Origin of the sequence: Streptomyces sp. VRA16 Mangrove soil (assembly GCF_017377775.1) — a bacterium.
Lineage (GTDB): Bacteria > Actinomycetota > Actinomycetes > Streptomycetales > Streptomycetaceae > Streptomyces.
Map to the genome: position 1 here is coordinate 409,089 of NZ_JAFVLN010000005.1, position 16,297 is coordinate 425,385.

General features: G+C 72.5%; 13 protein-coding genes. 6 read left to right on the plus strand and 7 right to left on the minus strand.

Annotated elements, in window-relative coordinates:
• The first annotated feature begins 67 nt into the window (after nt 1–67).
• From J3486_RS16885 to J3486_RS16890, 3 genes are read left to right on the plus strand one after another with little or no spacing between them, the layout of a single operon-like run.
• Nucleotides 68–3,124 carry an EAL domain-containing protein gene (locus J3486_RS16885; RefSeq protein WP_307804839.1) on the plus strand — a complete coding sequence of 1,019 codons (3,057 nt, stop codon included), beginning with the start codon at nt 68–70 and terminating at the stop codon, nt 3,122–3,124.
• Nucleotides 3,121–4,371, plus strand: a complete 1,251-nt coding sequence (locus J3486_RS44170; RefSeq protein ID WP_229378106.1) for a pyridoxal phosphate-dependent aminotransferase family protein — start codon at nt 3,121–3,123, stop codon at nt 4,369–4,371. The genes J3486_RS16885 and J3486_RS44170 overlap by 4 nt, the downstream gene beginning before the upstream one ends.
• 7 nt (nt 4,372–4,378) lie before the next feature.
• Nucleotides 4,379–5,113, plus strand: coding sequence for a class I SAM-dependent methyltransferase (locus J3486_RS16890; RefSeq protein WP_207821127.1), 735 nt, complete (start codon nt 4,379–4,381; stop codon nt 5,111–5,113).
• On the opposite strand, the gene J3486_RS16895 is transcribed toward J3486_RS16890, so the two are convergent.
• Entirely contained in the window at nt 5,034–6,761 is a 1,728-nt protein-coding gene (locus J3486_RS16895; protein WP_207821128.1) for a glycoside hydrolase family 15 protein, read from the minus strand. The two genes, J3486_RS16890 and J3486_RS16895, sit on opposite strands and share 80 nt — an antisense overlap.
• Nucleotides 6,762–6,910: 149 nt before the next feature.
• Here J3486_RS16895 and J3486_RS16900 point away from each other — a divergent pair, with 149 nt between their 5' ends.
• Nucleotides 6,911–7,444: a DUF4232 domain-containing protein gene (locus J3486_RS16900; protein ID WP_207821129.1), complete on the plus strand. Its 534-nt coding sequence runs from the start codon at nt 6,911–6,913 to the stop codon at nt 7,442–7,444.
• Between the two features lie 6 nt (nt 7,445–7,450).
• Here J3486_RS16900 and J3486_RS16905 read toward each other — a convergent pair whose 3' ends face one another.
• Nucleotides 7,451–9,322, minus strand: coding sequence for a discoidin domain-containing protein (locus tag J3486_RS16905; protein ID WP_207821130.1), 1,872 nt, complete (start codon nt 9,320–9,322; stop codon nt 7,451–7,453).
• Between the two features lie 334 nt (nt 9,323–9,656).
• Between J3486_RS16905 and J3486_RS16910 the strand changes: the two genes are divergently transcribed.
• Entirely contained in the window at nt 9,657–11,462 is a 1,806-nt protein-coding gene (locus J3486_RS16910) for a coagulation factor 5/8 type domain-containing protein (RefSeq protein WP_207821131.1), read from the plus strand.
• Between the two features lie 3 nt (nt 11,463–11,465).
• Here the strand turns inward: J3486_RS16910 and J3486_RS16915 are convergent, their stop codons facing one another.
• The 3 genes from J3486_RS16915 to J3486_RS16925 all read right to left on the minus strand — a co-directional run bounded on the left by J3486_RS16915 (nt 11,466) and on the right by J3486_RS16925 (nt 13,700).
• On the minus strand, nt 11,466–11,702 hold the full coding sequence (locus tag J3486_RS16915; RefSeq protein WP_207821269.1) for a DUF5133 domain-containing protein: 237 nt from the start codon (nt 11,700–11,702) through the stop codon (nt 11,466–11,468).
• An 83-nt stretch (nt 11,703–11,785) separates the two neighbouring features.
• On the minus strand, nt 11,786–12,421 hold the full coding sequence (locus tag J3486_RS16920) for an NAD(P)-dependent oxidoreductase (RefSeq protein WP_207821132.1): 636 nt from the start codon (nt 12,419–12,421) through the stop codon (nt 11,786–11,788).
• A gap of 64 nt (nt 12,422–12,485) precedes the next feature.
• On the minus strand, nt 12,486–13,700 hold the full coding sequence (locus J3486_RS16925; protein WP_207821133.1) for an MFS transporter: 1,215 nt from the start codon (nt 13,698–13,700) through the stop codon (nt 12,486–12,488).
• Nucleotides 13,701–13,781: 81 nt separating this feature from the next.
• On the opposite strand from J3486_RS16925, the gene J3486_RS16930 reads away from it, so the two are divergent.
• Entirely contained in the window at nt 13,782–14,678 is an 897-nt protein-coding gene (locus J3486_RS16930) for a LysR family transcriptional regulator (RefSeq protein ID WP_207821134.1), read from the plus strand.
• Here J3486_RS16930 and J3486_RS16935 read toward each other — a convergent pair.
• On the minus strand, nt 14,665–15,495 hold the full coding sequence (locus J3486_RS16935; RefSeq protein WP_207821135.1) for an alpha/beta fold hydrolase: 831 nt from the start codon (nt 15,493–15,495) through the stop codon (nt 14,665–14,667). The genes J3486_RS16930 and J3486_RS16935 overlap by 14 nt on opposite strands.
• Before the next feature lie 91 nt (nt 15,496–15,586).
• A complete protein-coding gene (locus J3486_RS16940; RefSeq protein WP_207821136.1) occupies nt 15,587–16,294 on the minus strand; it encodes a PP2C family protein-serine/threonine phosphatase in 708 nt (235 codons plus the stop codon).
• Nucleotides 16,295–16,297 lie beyond the last annotated feature (3 nt).

Genomic DNA, 16,297 nt, shown 5'->3' on the forward strand with positions numbered 1-16,297 from the left:
AACGAAGGAGCGAGGCCGAGGCTCGACGCCCACCACGCCGCCCGGTGTCCCCGACGCAGGGAGGCGTGTGCCATTGCCGCGAGCACATCGGCTGATGGGTCTGTACGCCGTCCTCGTGGCGGCCGCCACCGCCGTCTATCTCACCGTCCCCGCGATGCACGCGCCCCTGTGGGCGGCGATCGGTGTCGCGGCCGTCGTCGCGGTGCTCTTCGGGGTGCACCGCTACCGGCCCGCGCAGCGATGGCCCTGGTACGTGCTCGCCGGCGCCCTGCTCGCCTTCTCGGCCGGTGACACGTACTACAACGTGCAGGAACAGTACTTCTCGGCGTCGAACCCGTTCCCCTCCCCCTCCGACGCGTTCTATCTCCTGACGTATCCGCTGTTCGCCATCGGGCTGTTCGGGTTCGTGCGCTACCGGTGGGCCGGACGCGACCTGCCCGCGGTGCTGGACGCGCTGATCCTCACCGCGGGCCTCGCCCTGCCGGTGTGGGTCTTCCTCGTCCAGCCGCTGAGTCTGGCCGCCGACATGACGTGGCAGCAGCGGGCCATCAGCATCGCCTATCCCCTGGGGGACGTCCTGGTCCTGGCGCTGCTCGTCCGGCTCCTCGCCTCGGGTCCCGGGCCGCGGGGCAACCGGTCCGTCCAACTGCTGATGGCGGGCACACTGACGCTGCTCGGCTTCGACATCGCGTACGGCATCCTCCAGTTGCACGGGACGTGGCAGGCGGGCACGGCCCTGGACACGGGCTGGGTCGTCTTCTACACCGCGTGGGGCCTGGCCGCCCTGCACCCGTCGATGGTCGAGCTGACGGCACAGCTGCCGCGTGAGCCGACGCAGCTGCCGCCGCGCCTGCGGGTGGTGCTGCTCGGCGCCGCCACGCTCATCGCCCCGGCGATCCTGCTGTACGAGGCACTGGCCGGCCGGGCGCACGACGGTGCGGCGATCGCCGCGTTCAGCGCGGTGCTCTTCCTGCTCGTGCTGCTGCGGTTCGGCGGAATGGTGGTCGCCTACCGCAAGGCGGTGGCGCGGGAGCAGGCGCTGCGCACCGCCACCGCGTCGCTGGTCTCGGCGATCCGGCCGCAGGACATCGCGCAGGCCTGCGACACGGCGGTCAGCGCCCTGTTCGGCCCGGACGACCCGCATGCCTCCGCCCTGCTCCCCGCAGTCGCGGACGCCGACCCGCAGGAGCCACGCGAGGCCACCCGGCTGGTGCCGGTGGCGGATCTCGGGCCCGAGGCGGCGGCCCGGCTGAAGGGCCTGGCCACCGCGCTCGCCTGCCCGATGGTGCCGTCCGACCGGCCGCCGGGCGGCGATCTGCCCGGGGTGCTCGTGGTGGCCGGGTCCTCGAAGGTGCTGAGCGAGATCCAGGGGCCGCTGGAGAGCCTCGCCGCCCACGCGGGACTCGCGATGGAACGCATCGCACTGCGCCAGGAGATCATCCGGCGCGAGAGCGAGGCGTACTTCCGCACGCTGGTGCGCAACACGTCGGACGTGATCCTCATCGTCGACGACGACAACACCGTCCGGTACGCGAGCCCGTCCGCGCAGGCCGTGTTCACGGGCGCGCAGCCGGTGGGGGCCGTGCTGCCGGATCTGGTGGGTCCGCGGGACCGGGAGCGGGCGACGCGGGCGCTGGCGGCGCTGCGCGCGGACGGGACCATGGAGACCCACGACCACTGGTGGGTGCCCCAGGACGGCGGGCGCACCGAGGTCGAGGTGCGCTGCAGCGATCTGCGCGACGACCCGACCGTCGCGGGGATCGTGGTGACGCTGCGGGACGTCACCGAACAGCGGCAGCTGGAGCAGGAGTTGACCCAGCGGGCGTTCCACGACGCGCTGACCGGGCTGCCCAACCGGACCCTGCTCCTGGAGCGGGTGGAGCGGGCGCTGCTGCGCAGCCGCCGCGAGGGCGCCCTGACCTGTCTCCTCTTCATCGACCTGGACGACTTCAAGCTGGTCAACGACACCCTGGGGCACCCGGCGGGCGACATGCTCCTGATGGCCGTCGGGGAGCGGCTGTCCGCATCGCTGCGCCGGTCGGACACGGCTGCGCGGCTCGGCGGCGACGAGTTCGCCGTGCTGATGGAGGGCGCCAGGGATCCGGCCGACGCGGAGCTGCTCGCGGCGCAGGTGCTGCAGACCCTCAGCCGGCCCATCCGGCTGCTGGAGGACTCGGTGAGCGTCTCCGCCAGCGTCGGCGTGGCCACGGCCCACGACAGCGCGAACGCCGACGAACTGCTGCAGCACGCGGACCTGGCGCTGTATGCGGCGAAGGCCGCGGGCAAACGCCAGTGGCGCCGCTTCAAACCGCCGCTGCACGAACGGGTCCTGCGCCGCCACGAGTTGCAGGCCCGTCTCGACGCGGTGGTCAGCAGCGGCGGGTTCGCCCTCCGGTACCAGCCGGTGGTGGATCTCGCGACGCACGACGTCGTCGGCTTCGAGGCACTCGTGCGCTGGCCGGACGACCCGCACGGCACGGTGCCGCCCGAGCAGTTCGTGGCGCTCGCCGAAGAGACCGGGCACATCGCCTCGCTCGGCGCGTGGGTGCTGCGCAACGCGGCGACGGGGGCGGCTCGGCTGCAGTGCGTCGCCCCGGGCACGCCGCCGTACGTGAGCGTGAACGTCTCGGCGCGCCAGTTCCGCGAGGCGGACTTCGTCGATCAGGTGCGCGCGGCGCTGGGCACGCCCGGCCTGATTCCGGGGTCGCTGCAACTGGAGCTCACGGAGACCGTGCTGATGCGGCGCGACAAGCAGATCGACACGGTCGTGCAGAGCGTGAAGGACCTCGGCGTGCGCATCGCCGTCGACGACTTCGGCACGGGCTTCTCGAGTCTGCGGTATCTGCGCGAGTTCCCCATCGACGTACTGAAGATCGACAAGTCGTTCATCGACGACATCGTGACCGACGCCCGTCAGGTGGCGCTGGTCGAGGGCATCGTCGGGATCGCCCGGACGCTCGGTCTCACGGTCATCGCCGAGGGGATCGAGGACCCGGCGCAGCACAGACTCCTGGCCGGCATGGGCTGCCGGTTCGGGCAGGGCTTTCTCTACGCCCGGCCCCTCACCCCCGAGCAGGCCGCGGCTCTGCTCGACGGTGCGGCACCGAAGGAGACGACAGCATGAACCTTCCGGCACCCGAACCCCCGGGAGTGCGGCGCGATCCGCGCTGGGGCGACCTGGAGCGGCTGCGCCGCACCAACCCGATGAGCGACGCGGTCCTGGACGAGGTGCGGGGCCGGCACATCCGCAGCGGCGACCACTGGCTGATCGACTTCGCGTCCTGCAACTACCTGGGCTTCGACTGGGACCCGGAGATCATGGACGCGATCGGTCCCGCGGTGAAGCAGTGGGGCACGCACCCGAGCTGGTCCCGCCTCCTCGGCAGTCCGCGCCTGTACCCGGACATCGAGGAGCGGCTCGCTCGGCTGCTCGGCGCGCCGGACACCCTGGTGCTGCCGACGGCGACCCTGATCCATGCCTCGGTGATCCCCGTCCTCGCGGGCCGGGGCCAGGTGTTCGTCGAGGCGACCGCGCACCGCACGGTGTACGACGGCTGTGTCGCCGCGCGTGGTCAGGGCGCGACGCTGCACCGCTTCCACGGGGAGCGCCCCGGCGAACTGGAGGCGCTGCTGCGGTCGGTGCCGCCGGGTGTCTCGCGCCTGGTCTGCCTGGACGGTGTCAACAGCATGAGCGGCAATCTGCCGGACCTCCCGCTGCTGGCGCGGCTGTGCCGTTCGTTCGACGCCACCCTCTACATCGACGACACGCACGGCTTCGGTGTGATCGGGGAGCGCGGGGCGACGGAGCCGTGCCCGTACGGTTCGCGGGGCAACGGGGTCGTGCGGCATCTCGGTGAGTCGTACGACGGGATCGTGCTGGTCGGCGGGTTCTCGAAGGCGTACTCGTCGCTGCTGGCGTTCCTCGCGCTGCCGACGTGGTTGAAGGACCACCTCAAGACCTCCGCGGCGCCCTATCTGTACTCGGGCCCCTCACCGACGGCGTCGCTGGCGACGGTGAGGGCGGGCCTGGACGTGAACGAGCGGCGTGGGGACTCCATCCGCGCGGATCTGCACGCCAAGACGAAGCGGGTCCTGGACCACGTACGGCACCTCGGTCTGGAGACACTCAACCGGGACGAACTCCCCATTGTGGAGATCCCGTTGGGACGGGCTCAGGACGTGGACGCCGTGGCCCGCTTCCTGTGGGACAGCGGCATCTATGTGACGGTGGCCGCGTATCCCCTGGTGCCGCGCGACCGGGTGGGCTTCCGGGTGCAGCTCACGGCGCTCAACTCCGACGAGGACATCGACCGGCTCAATGCGACGCTGACCCGCCTGAAGGAGCGCTTCCCGATGCGGACGAGGGACTGAACGGGCCGTGGCCGGGCGGACGTTCAACGACGACGTCGACTGGGACGGCTGGCCCGTCGAGTCCTATCTCGCCGAAAACTACCGGGAGCTGCATCCGTCGGACGCCGCCGTGATCGCCCATCACAGCTCCTGCTACCGGGAGTTGGCGGCGGGCGGGGTGGCGCGGGCGGTGGAGTTCGGCGCGGGGCCCAATCTCTATCCCCTGATGCTGGGCGCGGCGGTGTGCCGGAGCGTCGACGCCGTGGAGGCCGGCGCCGCGAACGTGGCTTATCTGCGGCGGCAGTTGGCGCACGGCCCGGATGCGAGCTGGGCTCCGTTCCACGCGCTCGCCCGGCGTCTCGATCCGCGTCTTCCCGCGTCCTGCGCCGCGGCGCTCGCCCATGTCCGGGTGGTCCACGGCGACGTACGGGCCGTACCGGAGGGCGGGTACGGGCTCGCGTCGATGAACTTCGTCGCCGAGGGCATCACGGAGGACTTCGCGGAGTTCTCGGAGCTGTGCGCGCGGTTCGCGCGGTGCGTCGAGCCCGGTGGGCGGCTGATCGCCGCGTTCATGGAGAACATGCCGACGTACCGCATCGGCGCGGCGACGGTCTGGCCGGGCTGCCCCGTGGACGTCACCGCCGTCACGTCGGTCTTCGCCCCCCTGACAAGGCAGTTGGCGGTCACGCGGATCGACGCCGACCCGACGCTGCCGGACTACGGGGACTCCGGCATGGTGCTCCTGTCGGCCGTCGCGCGCTGAGTCCTGCGGCGCCCAGCGCGTGCGCGGTCCCGGCGAGTGTCAGGTGTGCGCCCGCGCCCGGCGCGTTCCCGAGCCGCCGTCCGGTGGCCGGGTCCCAGCGTTCGGCGAGCAGGCCCACGTCGTTGCGGGCCGTGAGCACCCGCTCGAACACGGCCATGGCCTCGTCGTGACGGCCCGAGCGCGCCAGAACCTGCACACGTCGCAGTTCGTCGGCCGTCCTGGGCGCGGCGGGCCGTGGCGCGTCCAGGGCGGCGCGGACGTGTGGATGCCAGATGCCGTGGAAGCCCGCGCACACCGCCACCGTGCCTTCCTGAACGGCGACTCGGGCCACCGCCTCCACCTGGCGCCGGATCCCCGCGCGCAGCGCGCGCCGCTCGGAGGCGGCGCCGTCCCGGCCCAGCAGCCGGGCGATCCGCAGACCGCGGTCGACGGCGACCCAGGCCATCAGTGCCTCGTGCACGGACGCGCGCGGCGCCGCCCGCGGCCAGGCCCGTTCGACCGTGCGGGTCAGGTCCTCGGCGAACCGTGCGACGTCCGGGCCCGGGAGGGGCAGCCGGGCGCGGAGGGCGGTGTCGAGGGCGGCGAGGGCGTCCCCGTACGCCTCGAAACGGAATCGTCCCGCGTCCGCGTCGCCGAAGCGCACGGGACGGCTGTCGGGGCGGTCCGCGAACCAGGTGGCGTCGACCTGTCGCAGCCGCCGCTCCCCCGCGATCCCGTAGACGGCCTGCAGCCCCTCGGCCTCGCCCGCCGTGGTGCGCAGCAGCCAGGCGATCCGGTCCGCCGCCTCGGTGCGCAGTCCGCAGTGCAGCAGGGTGGCGAGATCGGCACCGAAGCCGTCCAGGCGGCACAAGCGGCCGTCTCCGTCGTGTGCGCCGTCCGGTCCGTACGGGATCGAGGTCGTGGGTGCGTTGATCACCGCCCCCGTCGGGGCGTGGGTGAGCGCTTTCCAGGTGATCAGTGACCGCAGGACGGTCTCCCGCCCCGGCCCTTCGAGCAGGCAGTGTCCGCTCCAGCTCCGCCAGAACGCGACGGTCTCCTTGAGCAGGGTCTGCGCCGGGACGGCCAGCTCGGCCGGGGGGTCGACCAGGTGCGAGGGCGCCCAGACCAGGGTGACGGCGCAGCGTTGCCCGGGGGCGAGGACGGTGTCGAGCGTCGCGGTGCCAGTGGCCGGGTCGAGGGTCTCGTGCGCGGCCCCGTCGACGCGCACCCAGAGGGCGTCGGGCCCGGCGACGGCGACGGTGCACGGGCCCGCGCCGTGCAGCCACGGCAGGATCCGCCCGTGGTGGAAGCGCGGTCGCAGCACTCCGTGGACCGGTACGGCGCCGCGGATCCCCTCCACCCGGCGCACCAGGCACGGCCGGGTGGCGCGGGGCGGCATGAAGTCGGTGATCCGCACGGCTCCGTCCGCCGTCTCCCAGACGGTGTCGAGGACCAGGGTGCCTGGCCGGTAGGCACGATGCGGACGGGCCCGCGCCACGCTCGGGGCCAGGCGCCAGAAGCCGTAGGCCGGGGTGCCGAGGAGAGCGGCGAAGGCGGCGGGTGAGTCGAAGCGGGGCAGGCACAGCCAGTCGACGGACCCGTCCCTGCCGATCAGCGCAGCAGTCTCGAGGTCCCCGAGAAGGGCGTGGTCCTCAAGGTGAAGATCCATGATCGAACCGACGCCGCCTGCACAAAGCCGCACATTCAGGATAGTCTCATTTGGCCGTATTGCGACATAGGTTCCTTTCGTCGCACCATGGGCCGCCGAAGGAAAAGACGCAGCCCACGGACCACTCGGACCATGACTGGGGACATCGGATGCGCGCTCGTCACCTCTCGGCCGTCGCCGCGGCCGCCCTGACCCTGACCGCCCTCACCGCACCGGCGGCCGTGTCGGCCGGCAGGCCCGCGGTCTGCTCGGAGAACGACCTGACGGTGCGCGCCGAGCCGTCCGACGACACCGAGGGCGTCGTGATGCTGAGCGTGCGCAACGACTCCGCGAAGGCGTGCGCCATCGCCGGGGCGCCCACCGTCACGTACGGGGATCTGGACGGTGCGGCGCAGCCGCGGCCCGTGCCGCACGGCGACCACCGGCTGGCCGCGCACGCCACCGCGTACGCGGCCGTCCGTTCCCTCGCCGCCACGGAGGACGCCGAGAACCAGGGGGCGGTCGTCACCTCCATCAAGGTGGCCGCGTCGCCCGACCAGGGCGGGCGCGGATTCCAGGCGATGACGCTGGGCGCCCCGGCCGGGCTGCGCGTATGGGAACCGGTGACGACGCCGTGGCTGTCGTCGACGGCCCACGCCGAGCAGGTGGTCAGGGACGAGACCGAGGGCTGGTTCGCCGCCTAGCCGCCGCTAACCCTTCTGTTCCACCCGCACCCAGTCCACCCGCGCCTGCACGCCGCCGCCCCTGATCGCGTCGACGGTGGACCGGGGCAGCCCCCAGTAGGGCGTGGTGACCTTGTTCCAGCCGGCCGGGTAGGCGCCGCCGAGGGCGAGGTCGAGGATCAGGTACTGGTTGTGCCCGAACACCCACTGGCCCCGCGTCGACTCCAGTTTCGTGCGGGACGTGTACTGCACCAGCCGGTCGTCGACCGTGAACCGCATGCCCGTGGGCGTCCACTCGACGGCGTAGGTGTGCCACTGGTCGGCGCGGCCGCCGTCGGGGTAGTGCTGGAGCGCGCCGATGTTGCCGTCGGCGGAGTAGCCGGGTCCGTGCAGGGACGAGCTGGTCCAGTCGCCGTAGCCGATGTTCTCCATGATGTCGGTCTCGCCCGAGGCGGGCCAGGACACCGAGGGGTCGTCGACATCGCTGCCGAGCAGCCAGAACGCGGGCCACAGCCCGTCGCCGACCGGCAGCTTCATCCGGGCGCTCACCTTGCCGTACGTGAAGTCGAGCTTGGTGTGGGTGTCGATGCGGCCGGAGGTGAAGTCGTACGTGCTGCCGCCGGCCCGGGTGCAGCCCTGGCAGTACGTGGCGGCGAGCACCAGATCGCCGTTCTCGGTGCGCACGGCGTCGGTGGAGTCGACGTACGCCTGGGACTCGCCGTTGACCGGGCCCATCTCCGTGCCGGTTCTGACCACGCGCCACTTGGAACGGTCGAGCGCGGCGTCGGTGAAGTCGTCGAAGAACGTGGTGCGGTACGTGCCCGACTGCTCGCCGGGCAGCGGCGGATACGCGGCGTCGGCGCTGCCGCCGGTGCCCCAGACCTGGAACTCGTAGAGGGAGTAGCCGAACTGGGCGGTCGCGGGGGCCGGGTTGTAGAACGAGCGACGTTCTTTGCCGAGCATCCGGACGTAGCGGCCGGTGGCCGGGGCCGGCAGTTGGACGGTGTCGTGGCGGCCGGTCGCGTCGCCCGGGGCCTTGACGTCGGCGCGGCGGGCCGCGATCTCGTCGGCGCTCGGCCGGTAGACGGTGCGCCAGGTCCTGTTGTCGTCGGAGACCTGGAGTTCGTAGTCGACGGCGTAGGCCGCCTCCCAGTACAGATCGACGCTGTCGATGACGGAGGGGGCACCCAGGTCGACGGAGACCCATCGGTCGGCGTTCCAGTCGCTGGACCAGCGGGTCTGATCGGCCTTGAGGTCGGCGGGCCAGCCGCCGTCGGTGACGAACGCCGGTGAGTTTCCCGCGTGTTGGTAGTAGTTGCTGTAGGCGGGATGGTGCAGGGCGAGGTTGGTGCGGGTGGTCGACGCGGGGGCCGGGGCGCCGCCGTAGACCTTGAACGAGTAGAGCGAGTAGCCGTAGGGGGTGGCGCGTTCGATGCCCCGCAGGCGGACGTAGCGGCCGGTCACCTCCTGCGGATAGGTGTGGGCGGTGACGCTGCCGCCGGCGCCGGCGTCCTCGGTGTAGAAGGGCTGCCAGTCGGTGCCGTTCCGGGAGACTTCGAGGACGTAGCGCTTGCCGTAGGCGGCTTCCCAGTCGAGGGTCACGCGGTCGATGCGCAGGGTCGACCCGAGGTCGACGCGGAACCACGCGGTGTCGGAGAAGTCGCTGGACCAGCGGGAGTTGGCGTCACCGTCGACCGCCGCGGCCGGGCCCGTGGCGGCGTTCTCGCTGCCGGACGCGGTGACGGACGCGGGATCGGTCGCGTAGGCGGCGGCCGCCAGATCGGTGTTCCAGTCGGCGGCCGCCGCGGCCGCGGTGGGGGGTGCGGCGATGGCTTGCGGTGCCAGGGTCAGGGCGGTCAGGGCCGCGGTGGCGCAGAGCAGCAGCAGGGGGCGGCGCATGGCTCTCCTTCACGGGTGCACGGGTTCGCACGGGTTCACGGAGCGAGCACACAGGGCCGGAAGGAGAGCGCTCCGGGCCGGAACGTAGGGGGTGGTTCCGCGGGTGTCAACGGGGGCCGCAGGGACGAGAGGGAAGAAAGCCCTTTCTGACACTTCCTGAAGTCCGGCACGACCCCAACTGCCGCTTCTGCGCGCTTTGTTGCCACTGCGCCTCGCCAATTCCGCGAAGTTCGGTCACAAGTCTTGACGTCCGATTCACACGCCTGAAGCATGCGTCGCCTGGAGAGCGCTCCCACACCCCCACTCGTTCACTTCCTGAACAAGGAGAGCCGCTGTGCGCCACCCCCTCACTTCCCCCACGCCGCCCTCTGCCCTGTCCGGCCCCTCCCGCCGCACCGTGCTCGGCGCCGTCGCCGCGTCCGCCGCGCTGCCCGCGCTCGGCACCGCCACGGCCTCCGCCGCCACGGACAAGAAGGCCAAGAAGATCAAGAAGCTGGCGGCCGGCGGCGACCTCGGGCCGAACGTGATCGTGTTCGACCCGTCCACGCCCGGCATCCAGGCCAAGCTGGACGAGATCTTCCGGCAGCAGGAGTCGGCCCAGTTCGGCACCGGGCGCTACGCGTTGCTGTTCAAGCCGGGCACGTACAACGGGCTCAATGCCCAAATAGGCTTCTACACCTCGATAGCGGGGCTCGGCCTCTCCCCCGACGACACCACGATCAACGGGGACGTGACGGTCGACGCGGGCTGGTTCAACGGCAACGCGACGCAGAACTTCTGGCGCAGCGCCGAGAATCTCGCGCTCGTCCCGGTCAACGGGACGAACCGGTGGGCGGTCGCGCAGGCAGCGCCGTTCCGCCGGATGCATGTGCGCGGCGGTCTGAACCTGGCGCCCGACGGCTACGGCTGGGCGAGCGGCGGCTACATCGCGGACAGCCGGATCGACGGCAGCGTCGGCCCGTACTCGCAGCAGCAGTGGTACACGCGTGACTCGTCGGTGGGCGGCTGGGTCAACGCCGTGTGGAACATGGTCTTCTCGGGCGTCGAGGGCGCGCCCGCGCAGAGCTTCCCGAACCCGCCGTACACGACGCTGGACACGACGCCGGTCTCCCGCGAGAAGCCGTTCCTGTACCTGGACGGCGCCGACTACAAGGTGTTCCTGCCGGAGATGCGGACGAGCGCCCGCGGCACGACCTGGGGCAACGGCACCCCGCGCGGCACCTCGCTGCCGCTCTCGCAGTTCTACGTCGCCCAGGCCGGTGACACTGCCGCGACGCTCAACGCCGCGCTCGCCCAGGGCCTCAACCTCCTGCTCACGCCCGGGATCTACCACCTGGACGCACCGGTCGACGTGACGCGGGCGGGCACCGTGGTGCTCGGCCTCGGGTACGCGACGCTCGTCCCGGACGGCGGCGCGACGGCCGTGAAGGTGGCCGACGTCGACGGGGTGAGGCTCGCCGGTTTCCTCGTGGACGCGGGGACCGTCAACTCGGCCACGCTGATCGAGATCGGCCCGGACGGCGCGTCCGCCGACCACTCCGCCGACCCGATCACCGTTCAGGACGTCTTCGTGCGGATCGGCGGCGCGGGCGCGGGCAAGGCGACCACCAGCATGGTGATCAACGCCCACCACACGATCGTCGACCACACCTGGGTGTGGCGCGCCGACCACGGCGACGGAGTGGGCTGGGACACCAACCGGGCCGACTACGGCGTCGTGGTCAACGGCGACGACGTGCTCGCGACCGGCCTGTTCGTGGAGCACTTCAACAAGTACGACGTGCAGTGGTTCGGCGAGCGCGGCCGGACGGTCTTCTTCCAGAACGAGAAGGCGTACGACGCCCCGAACCAGGCCGCCGTCCAGGACGGGGACGTCAAGGGCTTCGCCGCGTACAAGGTCGACAACTCCGTGACCACGCACGAGGGTTGGGGGCTCGGCTCGTACTGCTACTACAACGTGGATCCGTCCATCCGCCAGGACCACGGCTTCGCCGCGCCGAACACACCGGGCGTGAAGTTCCACGACCTGCTCGTCGTCTCGCTCGGCGGCAACGGCCAGTTCGAGCACGTCGTCAACGACATCGGGGCCGCCACCTCGGGCACCGACACCGTGCCGTCCACGGTGGTGTCCTACCCCTGAGGCTCAGGGCCGGGCGGCGCCGATCAGTGAATCGTCGTGGACCCGCGCTCCGGGCAGCCGGTGCCGGGCCGCGACGAGGGCGGCGTCGATGTCGCTGGTGCCGGTGGCGACGCAGAGCGAGTAGGCGACGTCGTCCACGCGGCGCCGGGCGTCGGTGCCGCCGTCCTCGGCGTCGAGAACGCGCAGGGTCTCGTACTCGGCGACCAGGTCGGACAGGAGGGCGGGGTGGGCCAGCAGCATCGGGGAGGGGTCCTTTCCGACGGGTCTCACAACGGGACACCGCCCCGCCTGCCCCTCGTGTCCCGGGGCAAACAGAGCGATGATCAGTAGCCGGCGGTGAAGCGCTCGCGGTGGTGTCGGGGCCGCTCGGCCTCGTCGAGCAGGACGACGGCGAGATCCTCCATGGACAGGGCACAGGTGCCGTCGGCGGCCACGATCAGTTCGTCGGCGCCGAGCCGGTACCGTCCGGTGCGCTCGCCCGCTTCCAGGACGGCCGGCGGGCTCGCGTAAGCCCAGTCGACGTCGTACGGCGTGGTGCGGCAGACGTCGAGCTGTGCGTTGCAGGCGCGGGCGATGGGCAGCAGCGCCGACGGGAAGTCGGGGGTGTCCACGAGCGGGGTGCCGTCGGGAACGGTCAGGCTCGCGGCGCCCCCGACGAGCAGGAGCCGGACGCCGGTGCCGTGCAGGCCGGTGAGCGACGCGTGGGCGAACAGGGCCAGTTCGGGTTCGTTGCCGGGTGCGGGGCGGGTCGCCGAGACGACGACGTCCTGCCCCTGTGCGAGTTCGGCGATCCGGCGCGGGTCCCCCGCGTCGCCGGTGCGGATCCGCGCCGCGGCGGGCAGGGCCGCCGCGCGGGCCGGGTCCCGGACGACGGCGGTGACCTGGTGCCCGCGGGTCACGGCTTCGGTGACGACGCGGCTGCCGACGCTGCCCGTGGCGCCGAGGACGGTGATGTTCATCGGGATGCTCCTCGACTGCGTAGAAGAATCGGGGGAGATACGAGCCTCGGCGGACTCGGGGGTGTCATCGGGAGGCGCGGGCGCGTTCCCACAGCCACACCGCGAGCACTCCGGCCGACAGCGTCACGCCGAGGGTGCTCACGCCCGTCCAGCCGGCGGCCGCCCAGACCACCGAGGCGAGCGCGGAGCCGGTGGCGCCGCCGAGGAAGAAGCTGGTCATGAACGCGGAGTTGATGCGGCTGCGGGCCTCGGGGCGCAGCGCGTAGATGACGGTCTGGCTGCTGTTGAGAACGGCCTGCTGGCCGATGTTGAGGGTGACGACGCCGATCGCGAGCCAGGCGAGCGACGACTGTCCCGCGAAGAGGATCAGCCAGCTGACGACCTGGAGGACGGCCGCGCCGCCCGTGACCTTCTGGATGTGACCGCCGTCGCTCAGGCGCGCCGCGAACGTCATCGCGAGCACACCGACCGCGCCGACGAGCCCGAACAGGCCGATGGCGGGTGCCGACCAGCGGTAGGGGGCGCCGGACAGAAGGAAGGTGAGCGAGGTGAGTTGGACGCTGTACGAGGCCAGGGACAGGGCGCCGAGCAGGGAGCGGCGGCGCAGTGCCGGTTCCTCGCGCAGCAGGGCGAGGGTGGAGCGGATCAGGGCCGGGTAGCGCAGTTCCGCGGTGACGGCGAGGGTCGGAAGCCGGCGGTGCAGGGTGACGGCGGCGGCCGCCATGAGGACGGCGAGGACCCAGTACGCGGTGCGCCAGCCGCCGAGTTCGGACAGGCCGCCCGCCGCGGTGCGGGCGAGCAGGCCGCCGAGCAGGATGCCCGACATGACGGTGGCGACGGCGCGGCCGCGGGTCGCCTCCGTGGCGAGGGCCGCGGTGTGCGCGACGACGACCTGGGCGCCGACCGAGGTGAGGGCGGTGAGGATCGTGCCGGCGAGCAGGACCGGGCCGCTCGGGGCGAGCGCGGAGACGGTCAGGAACAGGGCTGTCGCGGAGAACAGGGTGACGGCGAGCCGGCGGCGGTCGACGACGTCGCCGAGCGGGATGAGCAGCATCAGGCCGAGCGCGTATCCGGCCTGCGACGCGGTGACGATCAGGCCGGCGAGGACGCTGCCGAGGTGCAGGTCCTGGGCGATGAGGTCGAGGAGCGGCTGGGCGACGTAGTTGCCCGCGCAGGACAGGCCGGTGGCGACGGCCATGAGAAGGAGGAGTGCGCGGCGCGGGCCCGCGGGCAGGGCCGCGGTCTCCGCTGCGGTGTACCGGAGTTCCGTCTGGGTCATGGCACTGAGCTTGCGCCCCGCCGTATCGATGAGTCCAACACATCCTTGTCATCTCATCGATCGCGGATCACGATGGATCTCATGGAGCTTCAGCAGTTGCGCTACGTCGTCGCCGTCGCCGAGACGGGCGGGTTCACGCGGGCCGCCGAGCGGTGCCACGTGGTGCAGTCGGCGCTCAGTCATCAGATCGGGAAGCTGGAGAAGGAGCTGGGGGCGCGGCTGTTCGAGCGGACCAGCCGGCGGGTGGCGCTGACACCGGCGGGCGAGGCGTTCCTGCCGGCGGCGCGCCAGGCGCTGGAGGCGGCGGAGCGGGCGCGCGCCGAAGTCGCGGCGGCCACCGGGGAGATCAGGGGGAGCCTGTCGGTCGGGGCGATCGGGACGGTGACGGCGGTCGGGATCCCGGCGCTGATGCGCGCCTACCACGACCGTCATCCGCAGGTCACGATGCGGCTGATCCACCGCATGAGCGAGGAGTTGGTGCGCGAGGTGCGGGAGGGTGTGCTGGACCTGGCGTTCCTCGGTGTGCCGCCGTCGTTCGCGGCGGACGGCGCGCCGGGGCTCGCGGGACGCACGCTCGTGGTGGACCGGCATGTGGCGGTCACGGAGCCCGGCCACCCGCTGGCGAAGCGCTCGTCCGGTGACCCGGTACCGCTGGCCGAGCTCGTGGACGAGTCGTTCGTGGACTTTCCCTCGGGGCTCGCGGCGCGGGCCCAGGGCGACGAGGCGTTCGCCGCGGCCGGGCTGCGGCGCGAGGTCGCCTTCGAGGTCAACGACCTGACGTTCCTGGTGGACCTGGTGCGCTGCGGCCTCGGCATCACGATGCTGCCGTCGCGGCTCGTCTCCCGCCTTCCCGGGGTGGCCGTGGTACCACTGCGGGACGGGCCGGTGCGCGAGGAGCGGCTGGTGTGGAGCACGGCACGGCACTCCCCGGCCGCGGCCGCGTTCCTGGCGGCGGTGGCGGAGGTCAACGCGCCATGAACTCCCGCAGATCGGCGTTGAGCCGCTCGGCGTGGGTGAAGACGAGGCCGTGCGCCCCGTACTCGTAGATCCGCAGGTCGGCGCCGGGCAGCAGCGCGGCGGTCCGCCTGCCGGTCAGGTCGAGCGGGGCGGACTCGTCATGGGTGCCGTGCACCACGAGCGCCGGTACGTCGATGTCCTTCAGCTCGGCGGCGACGTCGAGTTCGCGCAGGAGGTCGACGACGCCGGTGGCGCCGCGGGCGGTGGCCACGGCGCAGCGGTCGGCGAGGTGGCGGGCCATCGGCCGGGAGATGTCGTTGCCCGGCAGTCCGATGCCGAAGAAGCCGTCGGTGCCGTCGGCGAAGAAGGTGTGGCGGTCCCGGTGGATCACGGCGGAGGCGGCGGCGACGGTCTCGGGGGCGAGCCCGTCGGGGTTGTCCGGGGTGCGCACCAGGCCCGGGGTGATGCCGGCGACGAGCGCGATCCGTGCGACGCGTCCGCTGCCGTGCCGGGTCAGACACCGGACGGCCTCCGCGCAGCCGAAGGAGTGGGCGACCAGGGTGACGTCGCGCAGGTCGAGGTGGTGCAGGAACGCGGCCAGGTCGTCGGCGAGGGTGTCGAGGTCGAAGCCGCCCCACACGTCGTCGCTGCGGCCGTGACCGCGCCGGTCGAAGCTGACGCAGCGGTAGCCCGCGACGGCCAGCGGGAGCATCTGCCGCTCCCACATCTCGGTGCCGAAGTAGGTGCTGTTGACGAAGACGAGGACGGGTCCGTCGGCGGGGCCGTAGTCGATGTGGTGCAGGCGGGTGCCGTCGGTGGTGGTGTCGAACCAGGGCATCGTGGTCCCCCTCAAAGGCGTGGGCCTGGTGGCCGGTGCGGTGTGCCTTCAGCTTGCCGGGGGGACTGCGGGGACGCGATTACGTCACAGGTCATGGAGGCGCGTGCTCGACGGCGAGCAGGGTGGCGTCGTCCTGGAGGCAGCCGCGTGCGTGGTGCACCAGGTCGGCGGCGAGCGCGGCGGTGAACGTGGTGAGGGGCCGCACGGCGAGTTCGGCGGCGCGCTCGCACAGCGGGTAGAAGTCGCCGTCGCCGTCGCGCGCCTCCGAGACGCCGTCGGTGTGCAGCAGCATCCGGTCCCAGGAACTCGCGGGCACCGGCTGCGTGGCGCACCAGCCCTGGCCGAGGTCGAGCAGGCCGAGCGGTGGCGCGGGTGCGGGCACCACGGCGGAGACCGCTCCCCCGGCGCGGATCAGCACGGGCGGCGGGTGGCCGCAGCACACCATCTCGGCGGAGCCGTCCGGGGCGAAGGTCAGGAGCGCGGCGGTGACGAAGCGATCGGGGTCGGCGGAGTGCGTCACGAGGGAGTGCAGCCGGACCGCGAGCACCTCCAACGAGCGCTCGTGCACCGCCAGTTGACGCCAGGCGTGCAGCACCGCGGCGGCGCTGCGGGCCCCCTCGGGGCCCTTGCCCATCGCGTCGCCGATCAGCAGGCGGGTGCCGAAGGCGGTGTCGAGGACGTCGTGCAGATCGCCGCCGGTGCCGCCCCGCTCGGCCCCCGCGATCAGCCGACGGGCGCTGACCCGCAGTGTGCCGACCTGGTCCGGGAGGGTGGTGCGCGACGTGGAGCGGGCGGTCATGGG